Source organism: Sphingomonas sp. OTU376 (genome assembly GCF_038440415.1).
Classification (GTDB): Bacteria; Pseudomonadota; Alphaproteobacteria; order Sphingomonadales; family Sphingomonadaceae; genus Sphingomonas; species Sphingomonas kyeonggiensis_A.
Genome location: NZ_JASATQ010000026.1, coordinates 44,564 through 63,701, shown reverse-complemented (window position 1 = coordinate 63,701; position 19,138 = coordinate 44,564). Strand labels below are relative to the sequence as shown.

Annotated in this window: 20 protein-coding genes; 5 read left to right on the top strand and 15 right to left on the bottom strand. The window is 66.2% G+C overall.

Going from position 1 to position 19,138, the window contains the following annotated elements; all coding sequences use genetic code 11:
* A partial coding sequence (locus AAHM44_RS12885) for a hypothetical protein (RefSeq protein ID WP_342250225.1) occupies positions 1-728 on the bottom strand: 728 nt, incomplete at its 3' end.
* Between the two features lie 99 nt (positions 729-827).
* Between AAHM44_RS12885 and AAHM44_RS12880 the strand changes: the two genes are divergently transcribed.
* Both AAHM44_RS12880 and AAHM44_RS12875 read left to right on the top strand, forming a co-directional pair.
* Positions 828-2,447: a M28 family metallopeptidase gene (locus tag AAHM44_RS12880; protein WP_269573908.1), complete on the top strand. Its 1,620-nt coding sequence runs from the start codon at positions 828-830 to the stop codon at positions 2,445-2,447.
* Positions 2,448-2,466: 19 nt separating this feature from the next.
* Positions 2,467-3,444 (top strand): agmatine deiminase family protein, encoded by a 978-nt coding sequence (locus AAHM44_RS12875; protein ID WP_269573909.1) that lies wholly within the window; start codon positions 2,467-2,469, stop codon positions 3,442-3,444.
* A 38-nt stretch (positions 3,445-3,482) separates the two neighbouring features.
* Here AAHM44_RS12875 and AAHM44_RS12870 read toward each other — a convergent pair whose 3' ends face one another.
* The 5 genes from AAHM44_RS12870 to AAHM44_RS12850 all read right to left on the bottom strand — a co-directional run bounded on the left by AAHM44_RS12870 (position 3,483) and on the right by AAHM44_RS12850 (position 9,973).
* Positions 3,483-4,916: a PQQ-dependent sugar dehydrogenase gene (locus AAHM44_RS12870; RefSeq protein WP_342250224.1), complete on the bottom strand. Its 1,434-nt coding sequence runs from the start codon at positions 4,914-4,916 to the stop codon at positions 3,483-3,485.
* 63 nt (positions 4,917-4,979) lie between these two features.
* Positions 4,980-7,178 carry a catalase/peroxidase HPI gene (katG, locus tag AAHM44_RS12865; RefSeq protein ID WP_342250223.1) on the bottom strand — a complete coding sequence of 733 codons (2,199 nt, stop codon included), beginning with the start codon at positions 7,176-7,178 and terminating at the stop codon, positions 4,980-4,982.
* Between the two features lie 220 nt (positions 7,179-7,398).
* Entirely contained in the window at positions 7,399-8,310 is a 912-nt protein-coding gene (locus tag AAHM44_RS12860; protein WP_342250222.1) for a hemolysin family protein, read from the bottom strand.
* A 9-nt stretch (positions 8,311-8,319) separates the two neighbouring features.
* Positions 8,320-8,829, bottom strand: coding sequence for an rRNA maturation RNase YbeY (gene ybeY / locus AAHM44_RS12855; protein WP_269573913.1), 510 nt, complete (start codon positions 8,827-8,829; stop codon positions 8,320-8,322).
* Between the two features lie 142 nt (positions 8,830-8,971).
* On the bottom strand, positions 8,972-9,973 hold the full coding sequence (locus AAHM44_RS12850) for a PhoH family protein (protein ID WP_184161239.1): 1,002 nt from the start codon (positions 9,971-9,973) through the stop codon (positions 8,972-8,974).
* A 225-nt stretch (positions 9,974-10,198) separates the two neighbouring features.
* On the opposite strand from AAHM44_RS12850, the gene AAHM44_RS12845 reads away from it, so the two are divergent.
* Positions 10,199-10,633: a hypothetical protein gene (locus tag AAHM44_RS12845; RefSeq protein WP_342250221.1), complete on the top strand. Its 435-nt coding sequence runs from the start codon at positions 10,199-10,201 to the stop codon at positions 10,631-10,633.
* Here the strand turns inward: AAHM44_RS12845 and AAHM44_RS12840 are convergent.
* Entirely contained in the window at positions 10,630-11,463 is an 834-nt protein-coding gene (locus AAHM44_RS12840) for an oxidoreductase (RefSeq protein ID WP_342250220.1), read from the bottom strand. The genes AAHM44_RS12845 and AAHM44_RS12840 overlap by 4 nt on opposite strands.
* Before the next feature lie 74 nt (positions 11,464-11,537).
* Here AAHM44_RS12840 and AAHM44_RS12835 point away from each other — a divergent pair, with 74 nt between their 5' ends.
* The gene (locus AAHM44_RS12835; RefSeq protein WP_269573916.1) at positions 11,538-11,975 is read left to right on the top strand and encodes a MerR family transcriptional regulator; all 438 of its coding nucleotides are present in this window, start codon (positions 11,538-11,540) and stop codon (positions 11,973-11,975) included.
* A gap of 8 nt (positions 11,976-11,983) precedes the next feature.
* Here the strand turns inward: AAHM44_RS12835 and AAHM44_RS12830 are convergent, their stop codons facing one another.
* Positions 11,984-12,847, bottom strand: a complete 864-nt coding sequence (locus tag AAHM44_RS12830) for a GGDEF domain-containing protein (protein ID WP_342250219.1) — start codon at positions 12,845-12,847, stop codon at positions 11,984-11,986.
* 277 nt (positions 12,848-13,124) lie between these two features.
* On the opposite strand from AAHM44_RS12830, the gene AAHM44_RS12825 reads away from it, so the two are divergent.
* A complete protein-coding gene (locus tag AAHM44_RS12825) occupies positions 13,125-13,868 on the top strand; it encodes an SDR family NAD(P)-dependent oxidoreductase (RefSeq protein ID WP_342250218.1) in 744 nt (247 codons plus the stop codon).
* 80 nt (positions 13,869-13,948) lie between these two features.
* Here AAHM44_RS12825 and miaB read toward each other — a convergent pair whose 3' ends face one another.
* From miaB to AAHM44_RS12790, 7 genes are all read right to left on the bottom strand, one after another.
* On the bottom strand, positions 13,949-15,283 hold the full coding sequence (gene miaB / locus AAHM44_RS12820) for a tRNA (N6-isopentenyl adenosine(37)-C2)-methylthiotransferase MiaB (protein WP_342250217.1): 1,335 nt from the start codon (positions 15,281-15,283) through the stop codon (positions 13,949-13,951).
* A gap of 162 nt (positions 15,284-15,445) precedes the next feature.
* Positions 15,446-16,276: a lysophospholipid acyltransferase family protein gene (locus AAHM44_RS12815; protein ID WP_342250227.1), complete on the bottom strand. Its 831-nt coding sequence runs from the start codon at positions 16,274-16,276 to the stop codon at positions 15,446-15,448.
* Between the two features lie 58 nt (positions 16,277-16,334).
* On the bottom strand, positions 16,335-16,757 hold the full coding sequence (locus tag AAHM44_RS12810) for a Fur family transcriptional regulator (RefSeq protein ID WP_184161227.1): 423 nt from the start codon (positions 16,755-16,757) through the stop codon (positions 16,335-16,337).
* Positions 16,758-16,883: 126 nt separating this feature from the next.
* Complete coding sequence (locus AAHM44_RS12805; RefSeq protein ID WP_342250216.1) at positions 16,884-17,297, bottom strand: MucR family transcriptional regulator; 414 nt, start codon at positions 17,295-17,297, stop codon at positions 16,884-16,886.
* Positions 17,298-17,405: 108 nt separating this feature from the next.
* Positions 17,406-17,891 (bottom strand): GNAT family N-acetyltransferase, encoded by a 486-nt coding sequence (locus AAHM44_RS12800; protein ID WP_342250215.1) that lies wholly within the window; start codon positions 17,889-17,891, stop codon positions 17,406-17,408.
* A complete protein-coding gene (gene tsaB, locus AAHM44_RS12795) occupies positions 17,888-18,532 on the bottom strand; it encodes a tRNA (adenosine(37)-N6)-threonylcarbamoyltransferase complex dimerization subunit type 1 TsaB (protein ID WP_342250226.1) in 645 nt (214 codons plus the stop codon). The genes AAHM44_RS12800 and tsaB overlap by 4 nt, the downstream gene beginning before the upstream one ends.
* Positions 18,519-19,112, bottom strand: a complete 594-nt coding sequence (locus AAHM44_RS12790; protein WP_342250214.1) for a malonic semialdehyde reductase — start codon at positions 19,110-19,112, stop codon at positions 18,519-18,521. Before AAHM44_RS12790 ends, tsaB begins: the two co-directional genes overlap by 14 nt.
* Positions 19,113-19,138 lie beyond the last annotated feature (26 nt).

Sequence of the window (19,138 nt, the reverse complement as noted above, 5' to 3'; positions counted from 1 at the left end):
CGGCCCCCCCCCCCCCCGGCGGGGGGGGGGGGCGGCCCCCCGCGCAGCGAGATGCCGATCACCCCGGTCTTGAGCTCGCCGCCATTGTCCGCCTGGATCGAATTCGCCACCACCACGGCATAGCCCCAGCCGCGCTTGAGCAGCTGTTCGGTATAGGGCGGACCGGGGTCGGCGGGGCGCGGCGGCCCGGGGAATTTGAAGCCTTCGGGGAAGCCGAAGCTCAGCATCACCGGCACGCGTTCGGGACGGTCGGGCAGCGTGTACCGTACGCGTATCGTCGCGGATGCTTGCGGGGCGTCCCGATTGTCGGCCACGCCTTCCAGCCAGCGCTTGGTCACCGGGATCCCGGCTTCGCTTGCCTTTTCCTCGCGCACCAGATTCCACGTTATTTTCGGGGCGGTTAGCGGCACGCGGCCATAGATCTCGCGGTCGAACAGCTCGACGATCTCGCGGCGCCGGCGGTCCCAGTCCTTGCTGTTCCTGACCGGCCGGCCGTCGTTCAGACGCATCATATCCGGAAGTTGCGGCGTGCCCGCTTTCGCCTCGTCATAGTTCACCGCATTGGGCGCGCTGGGGTTGAAACCATCCGCGCCCGCACGGATTTCCGCGATTCCCAGCCGATCGAGCATCGCCTGCCGGTCGGCATTGGCGGCGGTGTAATCCTGCTGCTGCGCGGCTGCGGGCAGGGCGAGTGCCAATATCGGCGCACAGAGCGTCCACAAGCGCATCGCATCCCCTCCTATGTTATCGCTATCAGGCTGCCTCGCATTGCGAACCCGCGCAACCCTTGCCAACATCGGCGTACGAAGTTCTGTTTGGGGGTATCCATGCGCCATCTGCTCACCGTCGCCCTGTTGCTCTCCGGCACCGCGGCCAATGCCCAGACCATCCCGGTCGAGACGATGAAGGAGGTGACGCAGGTCCTGTCCTCCGACGCCTATGAAGGCCGCGCGCCGACCACCCCGGCCGAGGACAAGACGATCGCCTATATCGTCCAACGCTTTGAAAAGGCCGGGCTCAAGCCGGGCAACAAGGGGCAGTGGACGCAGGACGTGCCGCTGGTCGAGATCACCGCGAACAACGTGGCGCCGCTGGTCTTCACTGGCGGCAAGCAGGCGGTGTCGCTCGACTATCGCAAGGACATGGTCATCGCGACCTACCGGGTGGTGCCCAAGGTCGCGATCAAGGACAGCGACGTCGTCTTCGTCGGCTATGGCATCAACGCCCCCGAGCGCGGCTGGAACGACTATGCCGGTCTGGACGTGAAAGGGAAGACGGTGGTCATCCTGGTCAACGACCCCGACTATAAAACCCCGGAAACCAAGGGGTTGTTCGACGGCAAGGCGATGACCTACTATGGCCGCTGGACCTACAAGTTCGAAGAGGCCGCCCGGCAGGGCGCGGCCGCCGCGATCATCGTCCACGACACCTATCCTGCCGCCTATCCCTGGGGCGTGGTCCAGTCCTCCTGGACCGGCCCCCAGCTCGAGCAGGACACGCCGGGCGATCATATGGACCAGAGCCAGGCGATCGGCTGGATGCAGCTCGACAAGGCCAAGGCGCTGTTCGCCGCCGCGGGCAAGGACTTCGACGCCCTTTCGGCCGCTGCGGCGCAGAAGGGCTTCAAGGCGGTTCCGCTCGGCGTAAAGGCTTCTGTCGGCTGGGAAAACACGATCAAACGCCAGGCGTCGAAGAACGTCGTCGGCGTGCTGCCGGGCACCGCGAAGCCCGACGAGGTCGTGCTCTACTCGGCCCATTGGGACCATCTCGGACGCTGCGATGCGGTGAATGGCGACGACATCTGCAACGGCGCGGTCGACAATGCCTCGGGCATCGGCGGCCTCGTCGCCCTTGCCGAAGCGCATGCCAAGGCCGGCCCGGCCAGTCGCAGCCTCGTCTTCCTCGCCGTCACCGCCGAGGAATCGGGTCTGCTCGGCAGCAAGTTCTACGCCGAGAACCCGGTCTATCCGCTCGCCAAGACCGTCGGCGGGGTGAACATGGATTCCTTGAATGTCATTGGAAAGACGAAGGATTTCGTGATCGCCGGCGCCGGCAAGTCCGAGCTGGAGGATCTGGTGAAGCCCTTCGTCGCGGCCGAGGGCCGGGTGATCGTCCCCGAGGCCCGGCCCGAGGCGGGCGGTTACTACCGCTCGGATCATTTCAGCTTCGCCAAGCTCGGCGTGCCGATGCTCTATGGCGAGAGCGGCGACGACCTGGTCAATGGCGGCAAGGAAGCCGGCGAGAAGGCCGCCAAGGACTATACCCAGAACCGCTATCACAAGCCCCAGGACGAATATAACCCGGCCTGGGACTGGAGCGGTTCGGTCTCGGACCTGAACATCTATTACGGCCTCGGCCGCCAGCTCGCCGAGGGCAGCGCCTGGCCGAACTGGTACAAGACCGCCGAATTCCGCGCGGTTCGCGACAGGTCTCGCGCCGGACAATGAACGGGATTATGGGGGCGGAATGACGATTCCGCCTCCCCCCAAGCCCGAATGGGCGCACCATCACGCCGTGTGGATCGGCTTCCCCAGCCATCCCGAACTCTGGCTCGACGATCTCGCCTCCGCGCGCCTCGAAGTCGCCGCCTTCGCCAAGGCCGTGCATGCCGAGGGCAAGGGCGAGCAGGTGATCCTGGTCGCCGCCAATGAGGAATCCGCCAAGGCTGCCCGTACCCTGGCGGGGAACGCGGCCAAGGTCGTGGTCGAGCCCTTCGGCGACATCTGGTTGCGCGACACCGCCGCGATCATCGGCGGCGACGGCACCGCGCACGACTTCCAGTTCAACGGCTGGGGCGGCAAGTACGACCTCGAAGGCGATGACGATATCGGCCACCGCCTCGCCGAGCGCGCCCAGATGAACGTCGAGGACCATGCCTGGGTGCTGGAGGGCGGTGCGATCGACGGCGATGGCACCGGCCTGGTGGTCACTACCGAGCAGTGCCTGCTCAACCGCAATCGCAACCCGCAGCTCAGCAAGGCCGAGGTCGAGGAGATGCTGCTCAAGGACCTGGGCTATACCCAGGTGCTGTGGCTGGGTGATGGCCTGCTCAACGACCATACTGACGGCCATGTCGACAATCTCGCTCGCTTCATCGGCCCCAACCGCTTGCTGATCCCCGAGGGGGCCGAGAACGACCCCAACTGGCGCATCTACCAGGACGCCGCCGCCCGCGCCGAGCGCGCCGGGGTCGAGGTCGTCCGCTTCCCCTCGCCGGGTCGGGTGCTCAACGAGGATGAGGAGATCATCCCGGCGAGCTACATGAACTTCTACATCGGCAATGCCGCGGTGGTCGTGCCGCTCTACGGTCAGGAGAATGACGTGGCAGCGGTGGACAAGCTCGCCGAGCTGTTCCCCGGCCGCGCGATCATCGGCCAGCGCGCCGACCATATCCTCACCGGCGGCGGCAGCTTCCACTGCATCAGCCAGCAGATTCCGGTGTAATTACAAAATCGTCATCCCCGCGGAGGCGGGGATGACGGTTATTTGGTCGGAGCGGGCGAAGGCGTCCCGGCGATCGGCGCGCCCGCCGTGCTGCTCACCCGCCAGATCATGTTGCCGACATCGTCCGCCACCAGCAGCGCGCCGCCGGCATCGGTGATCAGGCCGACCGGACGACCGTTCACGGTCTTGCCGTCCTTGCCCAGGAAGCCGGTGAGCAGGTCGACCGGCTTCGCGTTCTTGAGCGGATAGCCATTGTCGCCGAACGGCACGAACACGAGCTTGTAGCCCGAGGGCGGCTCGCGGTTCCACGAGCCGTGCAGCGCGATGAACGCACCATTGGCGAACTTGCCGCCCAGCTTGGCATCGGCTGCGAAGGCGAGCCCAAGCGGCGCGGTATGGGCGCCCAGCGCGAAGTCAGGGCGCTTGGTGTATTCGCGCAGGTCCGGCCGCTCGGGCGTCACCCGCTTGTCGATATAGCCGCCCCAGTAATTCCACGGCCAGCCATAGAAGGCGCCGAAATCGACCTGGGTCAGATAGTCGGGCGGCATGTCCGATCCGAGCATGTCGCGCTCGTTGACCACGGTCCACAGATTGCCGGTATGCGGCTCGAACGCCATGCCGTTGGGGTTGCGCAGGCCCCAGGCATAGACGCGCGAGGACTTGGTTTCCGGCACCACCTCGAGGATCGCGGCGCGGGTGCGCCTGGCGGCGTCGAGCTGCCTGGCGACCTGGAAGGGCGAGTCGGCGCCATAGATGTCGCCTTCCTTGTCGAGCCCGTTCTCGCCGATGTTCGAGGAGGAGCCGACGGCGACATAGATGCGCTTGCCGTCCGGCGAGGCGAGGATGTTGCGCGCCCAGTGATTGCCGCCGCCGGCCAGGTCGATGATCTTCTCGGGCTTGGCGGTGATCCTGGTGTCGCCGGCTTTGTAGGGGAAGCGGACCAGTGCGTCGGTATTGGCGACGTAGAGCCAGTCGCCGATCAGCGCCATGCCGCTCGGCGAGTTCAGCCCCTCGATCAGCGCCGAGCGCTGGTCGGCCACGCCGTCGCCATTGGTGTCGCGCAGCAGGGTGATGCGGTTGGCCGAGGGCACGCCGGCACCGGCGCGGTTCAGCATGATCCCCATGATCCAGCCGGTGATGCCACCGCCCTCGCGCGGGGGCGAGTTGCTCTCGGCGACAAGCACGTCGCCATTGGGCAGGCGATAGAGCCAGCGCGGGTGATCGAGCTTGTCGGCGAAGGGTGCGACCTGCAGCCCCTCGGGCGCGGTCGGCTTGGCGCCGTTCGCCCAGCCCACCGGCTTGGCGATGCGGACGGTCGGGACGTCCTGGTAGCGCGCTTCGCTCAGCTGGGGGACGACGCCGGTGACGGCGCTTTCGGAGAGCTTGGCCTTGTCCGGCTGGATTGCCCAGATGACGAGGCCGATGAGCACCACCACGACGATGGCAAGGACGATGAGGATCCGCTTGAGCATGGCGGAAGGATAGGGGGCGGGCGGGCCTAAGCCAATGGCTTTCGACCCGCCCGCCGCGGGTCTTTACTTCAGGTCGAAGCGATCCGCGTTCATCACCTTGGTCCAGGCGGCGACGAAGTCCTTCACGAACTTCTCCTCATTGCCGTTCTCGGCATAGACCTCGCCGACTGCGCGCAGTTCCGAGTTCGAGCCGAAGATCAGGTCCGCGCGGGTCGCCCGCCACTTCTCATGGCCTGCCGCGCGGTCGGTGGCGACATATTCGTCGTCGCCTTCCCCGGCAGCCGCCCAGACATTGGTCATGTCGTAGAGGTTGACGAAGAAGTCGTTGGTCAGCTGGCCCGGGCGCTTGGTGAAATGGCCATGGCCGCGCTCGCCGTGATTGGCGCCGAGCACGCGCAGGCCGCCGATCAGCACGGTCATCTCGGGCACCGAGAGGCCGAGCAGCGAGGCGCGATCGAGCATCATCTCCTCGACCTTCACCGCCAGCTTCTTCTTGCCGACATAGTTGCGGAACGCGTCCGCCTCGGGCTCCATCACCGCGAAGCTGTCGGCGTCGGTCTGCGCCGCCGTCGCATCGCCGCGACCGCCGGTGAAGGGCACCGCGACGCCGAAGCCTGCGTCCTTGATCGCCTTCTCAAGTCCGACCACGCCGCCGAGCACGATGGCATCGGCCAGCGACAGGTTGCCGCGCAGGCCATTGAGTGTGTCGATGACCTTGGCGAGCGTTGCCGGCTCGTTGACCTCCCAGTCCTTCTGCGGAGCCAGCCTCACGCGCGCGCCGTTGGCGCCACCGCGGAAATCCGACTTGCGGAAGGTGCTGGCCGAGGCCCAGGCCGCCTTGACCAGCTGGCTGACCGTTAGTCCGCTTCCCGCGATCTTCGCCTTCACCGCCGCGACATCGGCGTCCGAGGGCTCGGTGCCGGCCGGGATCGGATCCTGCCAGATCAGGTCTTCGGCGGGGACTTCCGGCCCGAGATAGCGGACCTTGGGCCCCATGTCGCGGTGGGTCAGCTTGAACCAGGCGCGGGCGAAGGCGTCCTTGAACGCTTCGTGATCGGCGCGGAACTTCTCGCTGATCGCGCGGAACTCGGGATCGCGTTTCAAGGCCATGTCGGCGGTGGTCATCATCGTCGGGACCTTGATGTTCGAATCCCACGCCGCCGGCGCCATGTCCTCCTCTTTCTGGTTGATCGGCTGCCACTGGTTGGCGCCCGCAGGGGACTTCACCAGCTCATAGTCATAGTCGAACAGCAGCCGGAAATAATTCTCGGTCCATTCGCGAGGGGTATTGGTCCAGGCGCCCTCGATGCCGCTGGTGACAGTGTGCTCGCCGATGCCGCCGCTCTCATGGCCGCTCACCCAGCCGAAGCCCTGCGCGACCAGATCGCCGCCTGCCGGCGCAGCGCCGAGCAGCGATGCGTCACCATTGCCATGCGCCTTGCCGAAAGTGTGGCCGCCGGCGGTGAGCGCGACGGTCTCCTCGGCGTTCATCGCCATGCGCGCGAAGGTTTCCTTCATGTCGCGCGCCATGCCGGCATCGTCATGCGGGTTGCCCTGCGGACCTTCGGGATTGACGTAGATCAGGCCCATCTGGATCGCGGCGAGCGGGCCTTCGATTTCATGGAAGCCATGCTCGGGGGCGATGCGGGTCTGGACGCCCTCGTTCACCCATTTGTCTTCGGAGCCCCAGTAGATGTCGCGCTCGGGCTCATAGACATCGGGGCGGCCGGCGCCGAAGCCGAAAACGGGCCCGCCCATGCTCTCGATCGCGACATTGCCGGTGAGGATGAACAGGTCGGCCCAGCTGATGTGCTTGCCGTACTTCTGCTTGATCGGCCACAGCAGGCGGCGCGCCTTGTCGAGATTGCCATTGTCGGGCCAGCTATCGAGCGGAGCGAAGCGCTGCTGGCCGCTGTTGGCGCCACCACGGCCATCGGCGGTGCGATAGGTGCCGGCGGCGTGCCAGGCCATGCGGATGAAGAAGGGGCCATAATGCCCGTAATCCGCCGGCCACCAGGGCTGGCTGTCGGTCATCAGCGCGGTGAGATCGGCCTTGAGCGCGGCATAGTCGAGCTGCTTGAAGGCTTCGGCATAGTCGAAATCGGCGCCCATCGGGTTGGACGAGCCATTGGGGTTGAGGATTTCGGTGGCAAGCATCTCGGGCCACCAATCCTTGTTGGTGCGGCCGAGCAGTGCGCGCACGCCGCCTGCGCCGTGCATCGGACAGCCACCGCCGTCGATCGATCCAGTCTTAGCGTCCATCTCCCAAGCTCCTTGCTGAATGTGCGTCCCATGGGATGCCACTCCGGATGCAATCGAAGAAATGGATTAGATCGCCGTCAGTGATCGAGTGGGTGATTTTTACGACACGCCGTTGTCACCAGGACCGTCATACCGTCGGAAGCTGGAATCTCGTGCCGCATCGCGCCTTCACCGAGATCCCGGCTTTCGCCGGGATGACGGGTAGGTGGTGGGCGGCCGATTATTCCTCCGCCAGCGCCTTCTCGACGGGCGGATGGAGGCGCAGCTTCGTCACGCGCTTGGGGTCGGCCTCGACGATCTCGAGCTTCCAGCCGCTGTCATGCTCCAGACATTCCCCCGCCGCCGGCACATGGCCGGCGAGGATGAAGGCGAGGCCGCCCAGCGTGTCGACATCGCCGTCGACTTCGCCCAGTCGCGGGTCGATCGTCTCGGCGACGTCCTCCAGCTCGGCGCGGGCATCGGCTTCCCAGCCGCCGCCCTCGATCGGCACGAGCAGCGCGGTCGGTGCCTCGTCATGCTCGTCCTCGATCTCGCCGACGATCTCCTCGATCAGGTCCTCGATCGTGATCAGCCCCTCGGTGCCCGAATATTCGTCGAGCACGATGGCTAGGTGCGTCCGCCGGCCGCGCATCTGGGCGAGCAGGTCGAGCGCGCCCATCGACTGGGGCACATAGAGCGGCTGGCGGATCAGGGTGGACAGGTTCTCCGGGTGCGGCGCGCCACTGGCCAGGATGTTGAACACGTCCTTGATGTGGACCATGCCGATGATGGTATCGAGTTCCTCCCGATACACCGGCAGGCGGCTGTGGCCGGCTTCCTCGAACAGCTTCACCAGGTCGGCGAAGCTGGTCTTCTCCTCGACCGCGATGATGTCCGCACGGGGCACGCCGACATCGCCGGCATCGCGCTCGCCGAAATGGAGCAGGTTGCGCAGCATCTGCCGCTCGATCGGGGCGAGGTCGCCTACCGGGCTCCTGCCGCCATCTTCCTCATGCTCGTCGATCGCATCTTCCAGCCGATCCCGCAGCGTCTCTTCTTGATCGTCACCGAACAGGAGGGTGCGGATTCCGCGCCATATCCCGCCACCTTCGTGGTTGTCGCCGCCAGCGCTGCTACTTTGGCCCTCGGGCATGTTCGGTGTTCAATCCTCGCGTATCAGATAGGGGTCGTGCAAACCGAGGTCGCGGAGCGCGGCGCGCTCCATCTCCTCCATGGCCTCGGCTTCCGCGTCGTCCATATGGTCATAGCCTAGCAAATGCAGCAGGCCGTGGACAATCAGGTGCGTGGCGTGATCTTCGACCGAGACCTTGCGCTCCGCCGCCTCGGCCGCGCAGACGCCGTGGGCCAGGACGATGTCGCCCAGCAACACCTCGCCGTCGTCGGTATTCTCGGTCACCGCTTCCATCAGATCCGGCTGGATCATCGGGAAGGACAGCACGTTGGTCGGCTTGTCCTTGTCCCGATATTGCCGGTTGAGGACATGGACCTCCTCGTCGGAGGTGAAGCGCACCGCGACTTCGATCGTCGCGGGGTGATCCAGCCATTCGAGGAACGGCGTCTGGCGGATCGCGGTCTCCGCCGCGCGGTTGGCGAGGGATTCCCAATCGGCAGCGGGCCAGGGGGCTTCAACGAGGGCGGCAACGTCCAGCACTTAAAGCCCCCCCCTTTCAAGGGAGGGATTGGGGTGGGTGGCGTCCTGGCCATACTGAAGATGGATAGTCATGCGGCTGCCGTAGCGCACGCATCGACCCACCCCCAGCCCCTCCCTTTCAGGGAGGGCAGCTTTTTGCCCCTTAAGCATTCGGGCCCTCATAGGCATCGACGATCCGGCCCACAATCGGGTGACGGACGACATCGGCTGCCGTGAAGCGCGAAAAGGCGATGCCCTCGACGCCCTCGAGACGGCGGACCGCATCGTTGAGGCCCGAGGCGGGCGGGCCTCCGGGGAGGTCGACCTGGTTGGGATCGCCGCAGATCACCATCCGGCTGTTCTGGCCGAAACGGGTGAGGAACATCTTCATCTGCGCCGGCGTGGTGTTCTGCGCCTCGTCGAGGATGACGAAGGCATCGGCCAGGGTGCGGCCACGCATGAAGGCGATCGGCGCGATCTCGATCTCGCCGCTGGCGATGCGCCGCTCGACCTGCTCGGCGGGCAGGCAGTCATAGAGCGCGTCGTAGATCGGGCGGAGATAGGGATCGACCTTCTCCTTCATGTCGCCGGGCAGGAAGCCGAGCCGCTCGCCGGCCTCGACCGCGGGGCGCGACAGCACCAGCCGCTGGACGCTGCCGGTGATGAGCTGCGCCACCGCCTGGGCGACGGCGAGATAGGTCTTGCCGGTGCCCGCCGGCCCGAGCGCGAAGATCATGTCGTTCGACACCAGCTCGCGCATGTAGTGCGTCTGGGCGACCGAGCGGGGTACGATGGTCTTCTTTCGGGTGCGGATCATGATCGAGGCGGGGGCGTTGCCGTTGTCCGCCTTGACGATGCCGGTGAACATCGGCTCGCTCGACATCGCGATCACGGCGTCGATCAGGCCGGTGTCGATCACTTCGCCGCGGATGACCCGGGCATGGAGTTCCTGCAGCACCTCGCGGGCATGGGCGACGGCTTCGGTCGTCCCCTCGATCTGCACGCGCTGGCCGCGGGCATGGATATAGACGCCCAGCCGCTCCTCAAGCGCGAGGATATTGCTATCGAACTCGCCGAAAAGCTGGGGCAGGAGCTGGGGCTTGTCGAAATTCACCTCGGCGCGGGAGCGTTCACCGGACTGGGCGGGGACAGGCTTGCGGCTCATGCGGCTCCTTCGCGCTGAAAAATGTTGAATCTCTTGAGTGTCCCACGCGTATGCGAGGTCGCCAGTTGCACGGCGCACGTAGCGGCGCTGCGTGTCAAAGCGAAGACGATGCGGGCGGTTCCCTGTCGCATGCGATATGGGGAGAGTGACAGAGGTTTTCCAACTTGGACAGCGCCAATTTTGGCCTGACTTCAAGGAAGCCGGGGACTGTGCGATAGAGGCCACATGACCAGAGGTCGCCCGCCTGAGCAGAAGTCGCCGCAGCAGAAAAAGGCGCTGTCCTATGCGAAGGATCGCCGCAACGCCTATGGCGCCAACGACAAGGCGGCGCGCAAGGCCATCCCGGCACGCAAGGCCGGCGAGAATCGCAAGGTGCGGCGCAAGGCGGTGCATGCGCTCGCGGTGATCGAGCGGCTCGACGAAAGTGGGGCCGAGGCCGTCGAGAGCGCGCTTGCGCACGATATCGAACGCGTCAACGGCTGGACGAAGAGCGCGGACATGCCGCTTGGCGAACATGTCGCGGAGCAGACGCTCCGGGCGGAGCGCCGCACCGACAGCATTGCGCGGGTCCGCGCCGAGAAGGAGCGGCAGCGCGCCGCGCCCGATTTCGACGGCAGCATCGTGATCGGGAGCGGCGTTCGCTTTCCGCCCGGGGATTAGTCGATCCTGCCCGACTGACTCGCCTGCCACATCATCGCATCGAGCCAGCGATCGGGCAGCCAATGCGCCAGGAACAGGAAGACCGGCGCGCCGCCGCCGGTGCCGTAGCGGATGCGCGGACGGCGTGCGGCGGCGGCGCGTGCGATCGTCCTCGCCACCACCTCAGGCGGCGAGGCGAAGCGCATCGCATTGGCATTGCCGAGCATCGCGGCGTGACGGAGCGCCCAGGGCGCATAGGCGCTCTTGCCCGAGCGCTCGACCAGGCTCTGATGGGCAATACCGCTCCATTCGGTGCGGATCGCGCCGGGCTCGATCACCACGACGCGGATGCCGAAGGGGCGCAGCTCAAGGCGCAGGCAATCGCTGAAGCCCTCCACCGCGAACTTGGTGGCATGGTACCAGCCGCCGAACGGCTCGCCGAACTTGCCGCCGATCGAGGTGACGTTGACGATCGTCCCCGATTTCTGCGCGCGCATCAGCGGGGTGGCGAGCTGGCAGAGCCGGGCGAGGCCGAACACATTGACCTCCATCTGGCGGCGGGCCTCCTCCATCGGCACATCCTCGATCGCGCCATAGCTGCCATAGCCGGCATTGTTGACGAGCAGGTCGAGCCGGCCGGCGGCGGCGCGGATCGTCTCGATCGCCGCGACGATCGAGGCGTCGTCGGTCAGGTCGAGGTCGATCAGCTCGGCGCCGAGGCGCTTGAGCGGGGCCATCCGATCGAGGCGGCGGGCAGCGGCGAAGACCTTGTAGCCATCCTGGATCAGGCGCTGGACGGTGGCTTCGCCGATTCCGGCCGAGGCGCCGGTGACGAGGGCGGTTTTCTGCATTCTGGGCTCCGGTTGCGAGGTGGAGCCTGGCCATATAAGTGTGGACCATAGTCCATGGTCAAGGGATGAATCGCATGCTGATCTCTGAATTCGCCCGGCGGGCGGGCATGAGCACCGACACGGTGCGCTTCTACATCCGCAAGGGGCTGCTTGCGCCCGAAACGGGCGTGAAGGGCGGCTCCAACCCGTACCAGATCTTCACCGAGGAGCATCTGGAAGCGGCGCGGATGGTGCGGATGGCGCAGAGCCTAGGCTTCTCGCTGCGCGAGATCGCGACGCTGTCGGCCGAATATTATGCCGGCGGGATGACGCCCGAGCGCAGCCTGGAGCTGATGCGGATGCAGCTTGCCCGGCTGGAGGAGAAGGCAGCGCAGCTCAATGCGATGGTCGACTATACCCGTGCCAAGGTGAAGTGGCTGGAGACCGGGCAGAAGGGTTCGGAGCCGGTGTTCGGCGCGTTCGACGGCTGCTGGGCCGAGCCGGTGACGACATCGGCCAAGCAGGCCGCCTGAGCGGGTCCTCAGGCGTCGAGCATCCGCGCCTCGTCGAGCTCGATCCGATCGCGGCCGGCGCGCTTGGCGGCGTAGAGCGCCTTGTCGGCGCGCTGCATCGCCACCGCGATCTGCTCGGGCCCGCGCAGGAAGGCGAGGCCGCAGGAGAAGGTGACCGGTTCTTCCGGATTGGGACCGATCGGATCGGCATGGAGCGCGGTGCGTAGCCGTTCGATCAGCGCGCGGGCGTCGCGCGGGCCCATGCCGGGGATCAGGATGGCGAATTCCTCTCCGCCCCAGCGCGCGACCAGATCGGAGCGGCGCATCGTCTCGGTGAGGCGACTGGCGAATTCGCGCAGCACCAGATCGCCTTCGTCATGGCCGAAGATGTCGTTGATCCGCTTGAAGAAATCGATGTCGACCAGCGCGAGCGTGGCGCGGGTGCCGGCGCGCAGATGCGCTGCTGCGTCGAGGAAGCCGCGCCGGTTGCGCAGGCCGGTGAGCAGGTCGCGCTCGGCGGCATCGCGCAGCTGGCTGATCCGCGTATTGGTGGCGATCGCGGCAAGGCCGACGCTGTCGAGCAGCTCGCCGGCGAGATCGCGGCCGCCGGCGGGGACGTCGACCACGGGTTTCCCGTCCTGTACTTCGCGCAGCATCGCCGAGGCCTGGCGGATCGGGGCGAGCAGGGCGCCGAGCGCATAGATGGCCGCGAGGGTGCCCGCGAGCGTGGCGAGCAGCAGCGGCACGAAGATCTGCCATTCCCATTCGCCGATCACCGCCTGGCTGGCGATGAAGGTGATCAGCGGCAGGTGCACTGCCACGAAGCAGATGGTGAAGATGCGCAGGTGGAAGTGGCGCGGGAACAGGAACCGCGTGGCGAGATAGAAGCGCATTCTGGCGCGACCCCCTTCTTGTCTTTTGCGTCCGGCCGAATGGCGGGCGTTGGGACATAAGGAGCTAGGTTTCCGAAACTTACCAGGTGCTTGCCGGGGATCGTTAACGCGTCGGAGCGATGCGATACGGCGACGATTCGGAAAGGCGGCCCTCCGCGCCTCGCGCTTCGGTCCCTCGCAATCGGAAACACTGTGTTTCGCAGCCGTAATGGCGACTTTGCCGCCGCTCGGTGCGTTCCCCGAAGACCCTGGGGATCGACTAGCAAGGACGAAGATAATGCAGGATTTTGAAGGCAAGGTCGCCATTGTGACGGGCGCGGCGTCGGGCATCGGCGCGGCGGTGGCAAAGGACCTTGCGGAGCGCGGGGCGAAGGTGGTGGTCGCCGATTTCGACGGGGCGCATGCGAAGAGCTTTGCGGATAGCCTTGGCGGGAACGCGCGGTCGTTCCAGCTCGACGTCGCCGATCCCGAGGCGGTGCGTGCCATGGTCGACTTCGCGGTGGCCGAGTTCGGTGCGCTGCACCTGGCGGTGAACAATGCCGGCATCGGTGGGCCCGCCGCGCCGATCGCGGACATCTCGCTGGAGGATTGGCACCGGGTGATCGATGTCGACCTGAACAGCGTGTTCTACTGCCTGAAGTACCAGATCCCCGCGATCGTCGCGGCTGGTGGCGGTTCGATCGTCAACATGGCCTCGATCCTCGGCGCGGTCGGCTGGGGCGGCTCGGGCATCTACGTCACCGCCAAGCATGCGCTGCTCGGCCTCACCAAGAATGCCGCGATCGACTATGCCGACAAGGGCGTGCGCGTGAACGCGGTCGGCCCGGGCTTCATCCACACGCCGGCGATCGCGGCGAACATGACCGACGAGGCGATCGCGGGCCTGGCGGGCAAGCACCTGCTGGGTCGGCTGGGCACGCCCGAGGAAGTCGCGGCGCTGACCAGCTTCCTGCTCTCCGACAAGGCGAGCTTCATGACCGGCACCTATTATCCGGTCGATGGCGGCTATCTGGCCCGCTAGGCCTTGGCGCGCGCAGCGAACCCGTTGCTCAAGCTGTTCCCCGGCCTTCGCCGGGGAACTAAAATTCCGCACAAGCAGGTTCAGGCCGCGGCCTTGACCTTTTCCACGCCGGTCAGCGAGTTGCCGAAGCCGCCGGTGATCTCGACCTCGACCATGTCGCCGATCTTCGCGTCGGTGTTCAGATACACCGACTGGAGCCAGGGCGACTTGCCGAGCATCTGGCCGGGGAGCTTGCCCTGGCGCTCGATCAGCACGGCGCAGGTCTTGCCGATGGTCGCCTGGTTGAAGGCGAGCTGATCGCGGTTGAGCGCGGCCTGGAGGCGCTGGAGGCGCTCGTCCATCACTTCGGCGGGGATATACTGGTCGCGCAGCTCGGCTGCTGGGGTGCCGGGGCGCGGGCTGTACTTGAAGCTGAAGCATTGCGCGTAGCCGACCGCGTCGACCAGGCTCAAAGTCTCCTCGAATTCGGCATCGCTCTCGCCGGGGAAGCCGACGATGAAATCGCCCGACAGCGCGATGTCCGGGCGGGCCGCGCGGACGCGGTCGAGGATCTTCAGGTAGGAATCGCGGCTGTGGCTGCGGTTCATCGCCTTGAGGATGCGATCGCTGCCGGCTTGCACGGGCAAATGGAGGAACGGCATCAGCTTGCCGACCTCGGCATGGGCGCGGATCAGGCCCTCGCGCATGTCGTTGGGATGGCTGGTGGTGTAGCGGATGCGCTCAAGCCCCTCGATCCGGTCGAGCGCGTGGATCAGGCCGTGGAGGCCGGTGCCCGCGTCATCGTCCCAGGCGTTGACGTTCTGGCCGAGCAGGGTGATCTCGCGCGCGCCGGCATCGACCAGCGCCCTGGCCTCGTCGACCAGCTCGGCGAAGGGGCGGCTGATCTCGGCGCCGCGGGTATAGGGCACCACGCAATAGGTGCAGAACTTGTCGCAGCCTTCCTGCACGGTGAGGAAGGCGGTGGGGCCGACCTTGCGGCGCCTGGGCAGCGCGCCGAACTTGCTGTTGGCGGGCATGTCCGTGTCGAGCGCGGAAGTGCCGGCGGCGGCCTTGGCGACCAGTTCGGGCAGGTTGTGATAGGCCTGCGGGCCGACCACGACATCGACCTTGGCGCGGCGGACGATCTCCTCGCCCTCGGCCTGCGCGACGCAGCCGGCGACCGCGATCATCGGCGCGGCGCGATCGGCGGCGGCGGCCTGCTTGCGCAGGCGGCCGATGTCCGAGAACACCTTCTCGGTCGCCTTTTCGCGGATATGGCAGGTGTTGAGCACGATCAGGTCGGCACTGTCGGCGTCGGCAGTCGAAGTCATGCCCTGCGCGGCCATCAACTCGGCCATGCGCTCGCCGTCATAGACGTTCATCTGGCAGCCGAACGACTTGATGTGGAAGGTCTTGGGATTCTTGGGAGCGTTCATCGGGCGGGCATATAGCTGCGAAAATCGACAACATTAAGCCCCTCCCTGGAAGGGAGGGGTTGGGGTGGGTCGATGATCGCGATGCGGCTGGGGTGCGCGCATGGCTTCAGTATCGCCAGGCCGCCACCCACCCCCGACCCCTCCCTTCCAGGGAGGGGAGTTTCAGGACGTCGCCCCCGGCTTCGGCTTGTAGCCGATCGGGTCCTCGGCGAAGCGGAAGGTGCGAAGCGGCTCGCCCAGAACCTTGACCAGCGCTTCCTCGATCCGGCGGCGGCTTTCGGCGGCGATCACCTTGCGGCCGGGGAAGTCGCGCGGGTGGAAGGGCTCGAGGAAATGGACGTCGAGGCGGAAGCTGCCCTTGCGGCTGAGGATGCGCCTGGCGTTGTTGAGGCCGGTTTCCTGGCCGATCCAGCAGATGTCGTCGGCCGCCGCGCCATAGTGCAGCATCACCGGCTGGACCATCACGCCGGGCGGCGGCGGTTCGAGCACGCGCAGCATCGGCGTCTTGAACGGGAGCAACGACTTGCCGTCGGTCGTCGTGCCTTCGGGAAAGACGGTGATCGCCCAGGTCTCGGCCAGCGCGTCGCGCAGCTCGTTGATCTGCTCGGCGACGCCGAGGCGGTTCTCGCGCTTCACATAGACGGTGCGGTTGAGCCCGGCGAGCCAGCCGACCACCGGAGCGGTCTCGATCTCGGCCTTGGCGATGAAGGCGGTGCCGCTGGCGCCGCCCAGCGCGAGGATGTCGATCCAGCTCAAATGGTTCGAGATGTAGAAGACGTCGCGCTTCAGGTGCGTGCCGACGCGGTTGACCCGCGCGCCGCAGATCCGCGCGGCGGTGCCGAGGAAATGGCGCGGCCAGGGGGAGGGCAGGCGGAAGAGGCGGAACAGATAATGGAGCGGCACGAAGACCAGCAGCGCCAGCACCAGCCCGGCGATGCGCAGGCCCATGCGGCACTTGCCGGCGAGGCTGATTGGCGTGGTGAGTCCCTCCATCGCCTCTTCACGGCGACGGGCGGCGCGCTGTTCCCTGGTCTCGCCCGCGGGCGCCACCTCAGTTCTTGCGGTCGAGGGCGACGCCGTAGAGTTCCATCCGGTGATCGACCAGGCGGAAGCCCAGTCGCTCGGCGATCTGCTTCTGCAGCAGCTCGAGCTCCGGATCGACGAACTCGATCACTTCGCCGGTCTCGACGTTGATCAGGTGATCGTGATGCGCTTCGGGCGCGGGCTCGTAGCGGGCGCGGCCGTCGCCGAAATCATGGCGATCGAGGATGCCGGCTTCTTCGAACAGGCGCACGGTGCGATAGACCGTGGCGATCGAGATGCCCGGGTCGATTGCCGAGGCGCGCTCATAGACTTTCTCGACGTCCGGATGATCCTCCGCATCGGAGAGGACGCGCGCAATCACCTTGCGCTGTTCGGTAATGCGCAGCCCCTTTTCGTGGCAAAGCGCTTCGAGATCGATCTTACGGCCCATGTTCGCGATGTAGCGTGCACGGGCGGAAGTTGGAAGACTGTGGCCGCGAAAAGGCGCGATCGCGAAACGAAAAGGCCGGCCCGGAGCGATCCGGACCGGCCTTTGCCTGTTTCAGATTGTTGCGGCTCAGCGCTTGCGGCGCTTGGTGCCGAGGCCGATCTTCTTCGCCAGGCTGCGGCGCTGTTCGGCATAATTCGGGGCGACCATCGGATAGTCGGCCGGCAGGTTCCACTTGGCGCGGTACTGCTCGGGGGTCATCTGATAGTGCGTCATCAGGTGACGCTTCAACATCTTGAGCTTCTTGCCGTCCTCGAGGCACACGATATAGTCGGGCTTCACCGAGGCGCGAATGGAAACGGCCGGCTCCTGCTTGACTTCCGGCTCGACGGTGGCGCGGCCAAGACCTGCAAGGGCACCATGCACGTTCGAGATCAGAGTCGGAAGGTCGGAGACCGACACGCTGTTGTTGCTGACATGAGCTGCAACAATATCCGCGGTCAGCGTGACCAGCGTTTCATCAATCTCAGCTTGCGTTTCCATTTTTTTCCTTTCGACCCGGGTAAGACGACTATTCGTTGTCGTCTGAGATCGCCCTATCGGACCATTTCGGATCAAACGCAAGACCAAACTTGCATGTTTCCGTAAGTTTCAGGTCAGATCGGCAATATCCCGAGCATAAGTATGTGCGTCAAACAATTGCCCGGCACGCCCACGATAATAATCGCGACGTTCGCCGACCTTTTCGAAGCCTTCGCGACGGTAGAGCTGAACGGCATCGTTTCCTGAGCGAACCTCAAGATGCACGCGTACAGTGTTGCGGCCGCGCGCTTCTTCAATCACGGCACGCAGCAGCGCGCCACCCACGCCGCGCCGCCGCGCGATCGGGCGGGTGGCGAGCAGCAGCAGCTCGACTTCATCGACCGTCGCGCGGGACAGGGCGAAGCCGACATCCTCGCCATCGACACTGGCCACCACCAGCCAGACGCCGGGCAACGAGAGCATGCCCAGGCACTGCGCGCTGGTCCAGGCCTCGCCGAAGCGCGGGTCAAAGGCCTCCTGCATGATGTTGTTGACGCTGTAGAGATCCTGCGAGCCGCCTTCGCGCAGCTCGACGAGGTGCACCGTTCCGCTCATGCCAGGCCCCGCTCGGCGAGCGTCTTGGCATCGGGCGCGCGGCCATAGATCGGTCGCGCGGGCAAGGCGGCAAAGGCGGCGGGGAGCAGCCGGGCATCAGCGGCATTGGGCAGCGTCTCGTGCAGCTCCAGCCCTTCGCCGAGCGCGGCAAGGTGGCGCACGCCGCTGCCGAACGCAGGCAGCGCGCCCAGCGCTTCGCGGGCGGCGGCGGGAACGAGCGAGCGGAACGGCCCGTCTTCCCCAAATGGCTGGGAGTGGAACGCCTGCATGAACACCTCACCGTGCCCCCCTTCGAGGATCACGGCAAGCTGTGGCATACCCGCATTGACGGCAAAGCCGGACGCGGCGAGCAGCGCGAGCGACGAATAGCCCTGCACCTCGACGCCCCAGCCGATCGACAGGCCAAGCGCGGCGGCCAGCCCGACGCGCACGCCGGTGAAGCTGCCCGGGCCGACATCGACCAAAATGCGTGCGGCACGGCCTTCGCCCGGCAGCGATGCGATCATCGGCACCAGGCGCTCGGCATGGCCACGGCCCACCACCTCATGGGCCGCGGCTACCAGGGTCGTCCCGTCGAGAAGCGCTACCGAACAGGCGGCAGTCGCGGTCTCGATGACGAGAGTCAGGTCAGAGGAGCTGATTGAACTTCTCGAATTCCGGGCGGGGGAGGCGATCGAAGATGGTGGAGGGGTCGCCATGTCCCAGCGTCGAGATGAAGTTGGACTTCACATTGGGCTGGTCTGCAAAGAACGCTTCGTCAACCTTGGAGTTGTCGAAACCCGACATCGGGCCGGTGTCGAAGCCGAGCGCGCGAGCGGCGAGGAGCAGATACGCGCCCTGCAGCGACGAGTTGCGGAACGCCGTGGTGTAGCGGGCTTCCTCGGTCGGGAACCAGTCCTTGGCGGTCGGCGCGTGCGGGAAGAGCCAGGGGAGATGCTCGTTGAACGCGAGGTCCATGCCGATGATCACCGTGGCGGGCGCCTTGCGGATCTTGTCCGCATTGGCGGCGCTGGCGAGCTGAGCGAGCTTTTCCTTGGCTTCCGGAGTGGTCACCCAGACGAAGCGCGCGGCCTGGTTGTTGGCCGAGGTCGGGCCCATCTTGGTGAGCTCGTAGATGGCGCGGATATCGGCCTCGGTTACCGGGGCGTCGGTATAGCCGTTATAGGAGCGCGCGGTACGGAAGAGCGTATCCAGCGCCGCATCGTCGAGCGGAGTGGCCATGAAAACAGTCCTTTCGGAGAAGATTG

Coding starts and splice junctions, on each gene's coding strand:
- AAHM44_RS12880 (WP_269573908.1), top strand. CDS start 828: ATGCGCCATCTGCTCACCGTCGCCCTGTTGCTCTCCGGCACCGCGGCC.
- AAHM44_RS12875 (WP_269573909.1), top strand. CDS start 2,467: ATGACGATTCCGCCTCCCCCCAAGCCCGAATGGGCGCACCATCACGCC.
- AAHM44_RS12870 (WP_342250224.1), bottom strand. CDS start 4,916: ATGCTCAAGCGGATCCTCATCGTCCTTGCCATCGTCGTGGTGGTGCTC.
- katG (WP_342250223.1), bottom strand. CDS start 7,178: ATGGACGCTAAGACTGGATCGATCGACGGCGGTGGCTGTCCGATGCAC.
- AAHM44_RS12860 (WP_342250222.1), bottom strand. CDS start 8,310: ATGCCCGAGGGCCAAAGTAGCAGCGCTGGCGGCGACAACCACGAAGGT.
- AAHM44_RS12850 (WP_184161239.1), bottom strand. CDS start 9,973: ATGAGCCGCAAGCCTGTCCCCGCCCAGTCCGGTGAACGCTCCCGCGCC.
- AAHM44_RS12845 (WP_342250221.1), top strand. CDS start 10,199: ATGACCAGAGGTCGCCCGCCTGAGCAGAAGTCGCCGCAGCAGAAAAAG.
- AAHM44_RS12840 (WP_342250220.1), bottom strand. CDS start 11,463: ATGCAGAAAACCGCCCTCGTCACCGGCGCCTCGGCCGGAATCGGCGAA.
- AAHM44_RS12835 (WP_269573916.1), top strand. CDS start 11,538: ATGCTGATCTCTGAATTCGCCCGGCGGGCGGGCATGAGCACCGACACG.
- AAHM44_RS12830 (WP_342250219.1), bottom strand. CDS start 12,847: ATGCGCTTCTATCTCGCCACGCGGTTCCTGTTCCCGCGCCACTTCCAC.
- AAHM44_RS12825 (WP_342250218.1), top strand. CDS start 13,125: ATGCAGGATTTTGAAGGCAAGGTCGCCATTGTGACGGGCGCGGCGTCG.
- miaB (WP_342250217.1), bottom strand. CDS start 15,283: ATGAACGCTCCCAAGAATCCCAAGACCTTCCACATCAAGTCGTTCGGC.
- AAHM44_RS12815 (WP_342250227.1), bottom strand. CDS start 16,276: ATGGAGGGACTCACCACGCCAATCAGCCTCGCCGGCAAGTGCCGCATG.
- AAHM44_RS12810 (WP_184161227.1), bottom strand. CDS start 16,757: ATGGGCCGTAAGATCGATCTCGAAGCGCTTTGCCACGAAAAGGGGCTG.
- AAHM44_RS12805 (WP_342250216.1), bottom strand. CDS start 17,297: ATGGAAACGCAAGCTGAGATTGATGAAACGCTGGTCACGCTGACCGCG.
- AAHM44_RS12800 (WP_342250215.1), bottom strand. CDS start 17,891: ATGAGCGGAACGGTGCACCTCGTCGAGCTGCGCGAAGGCGGCTCGCAG.
- AAHM44_RS12790 (WP_342250214.1), bottom strand. CDS start 19,112: ATGGCCACTCCGCTCGACGATGCGGCGCTGGATACGCTCTTCCGTACC.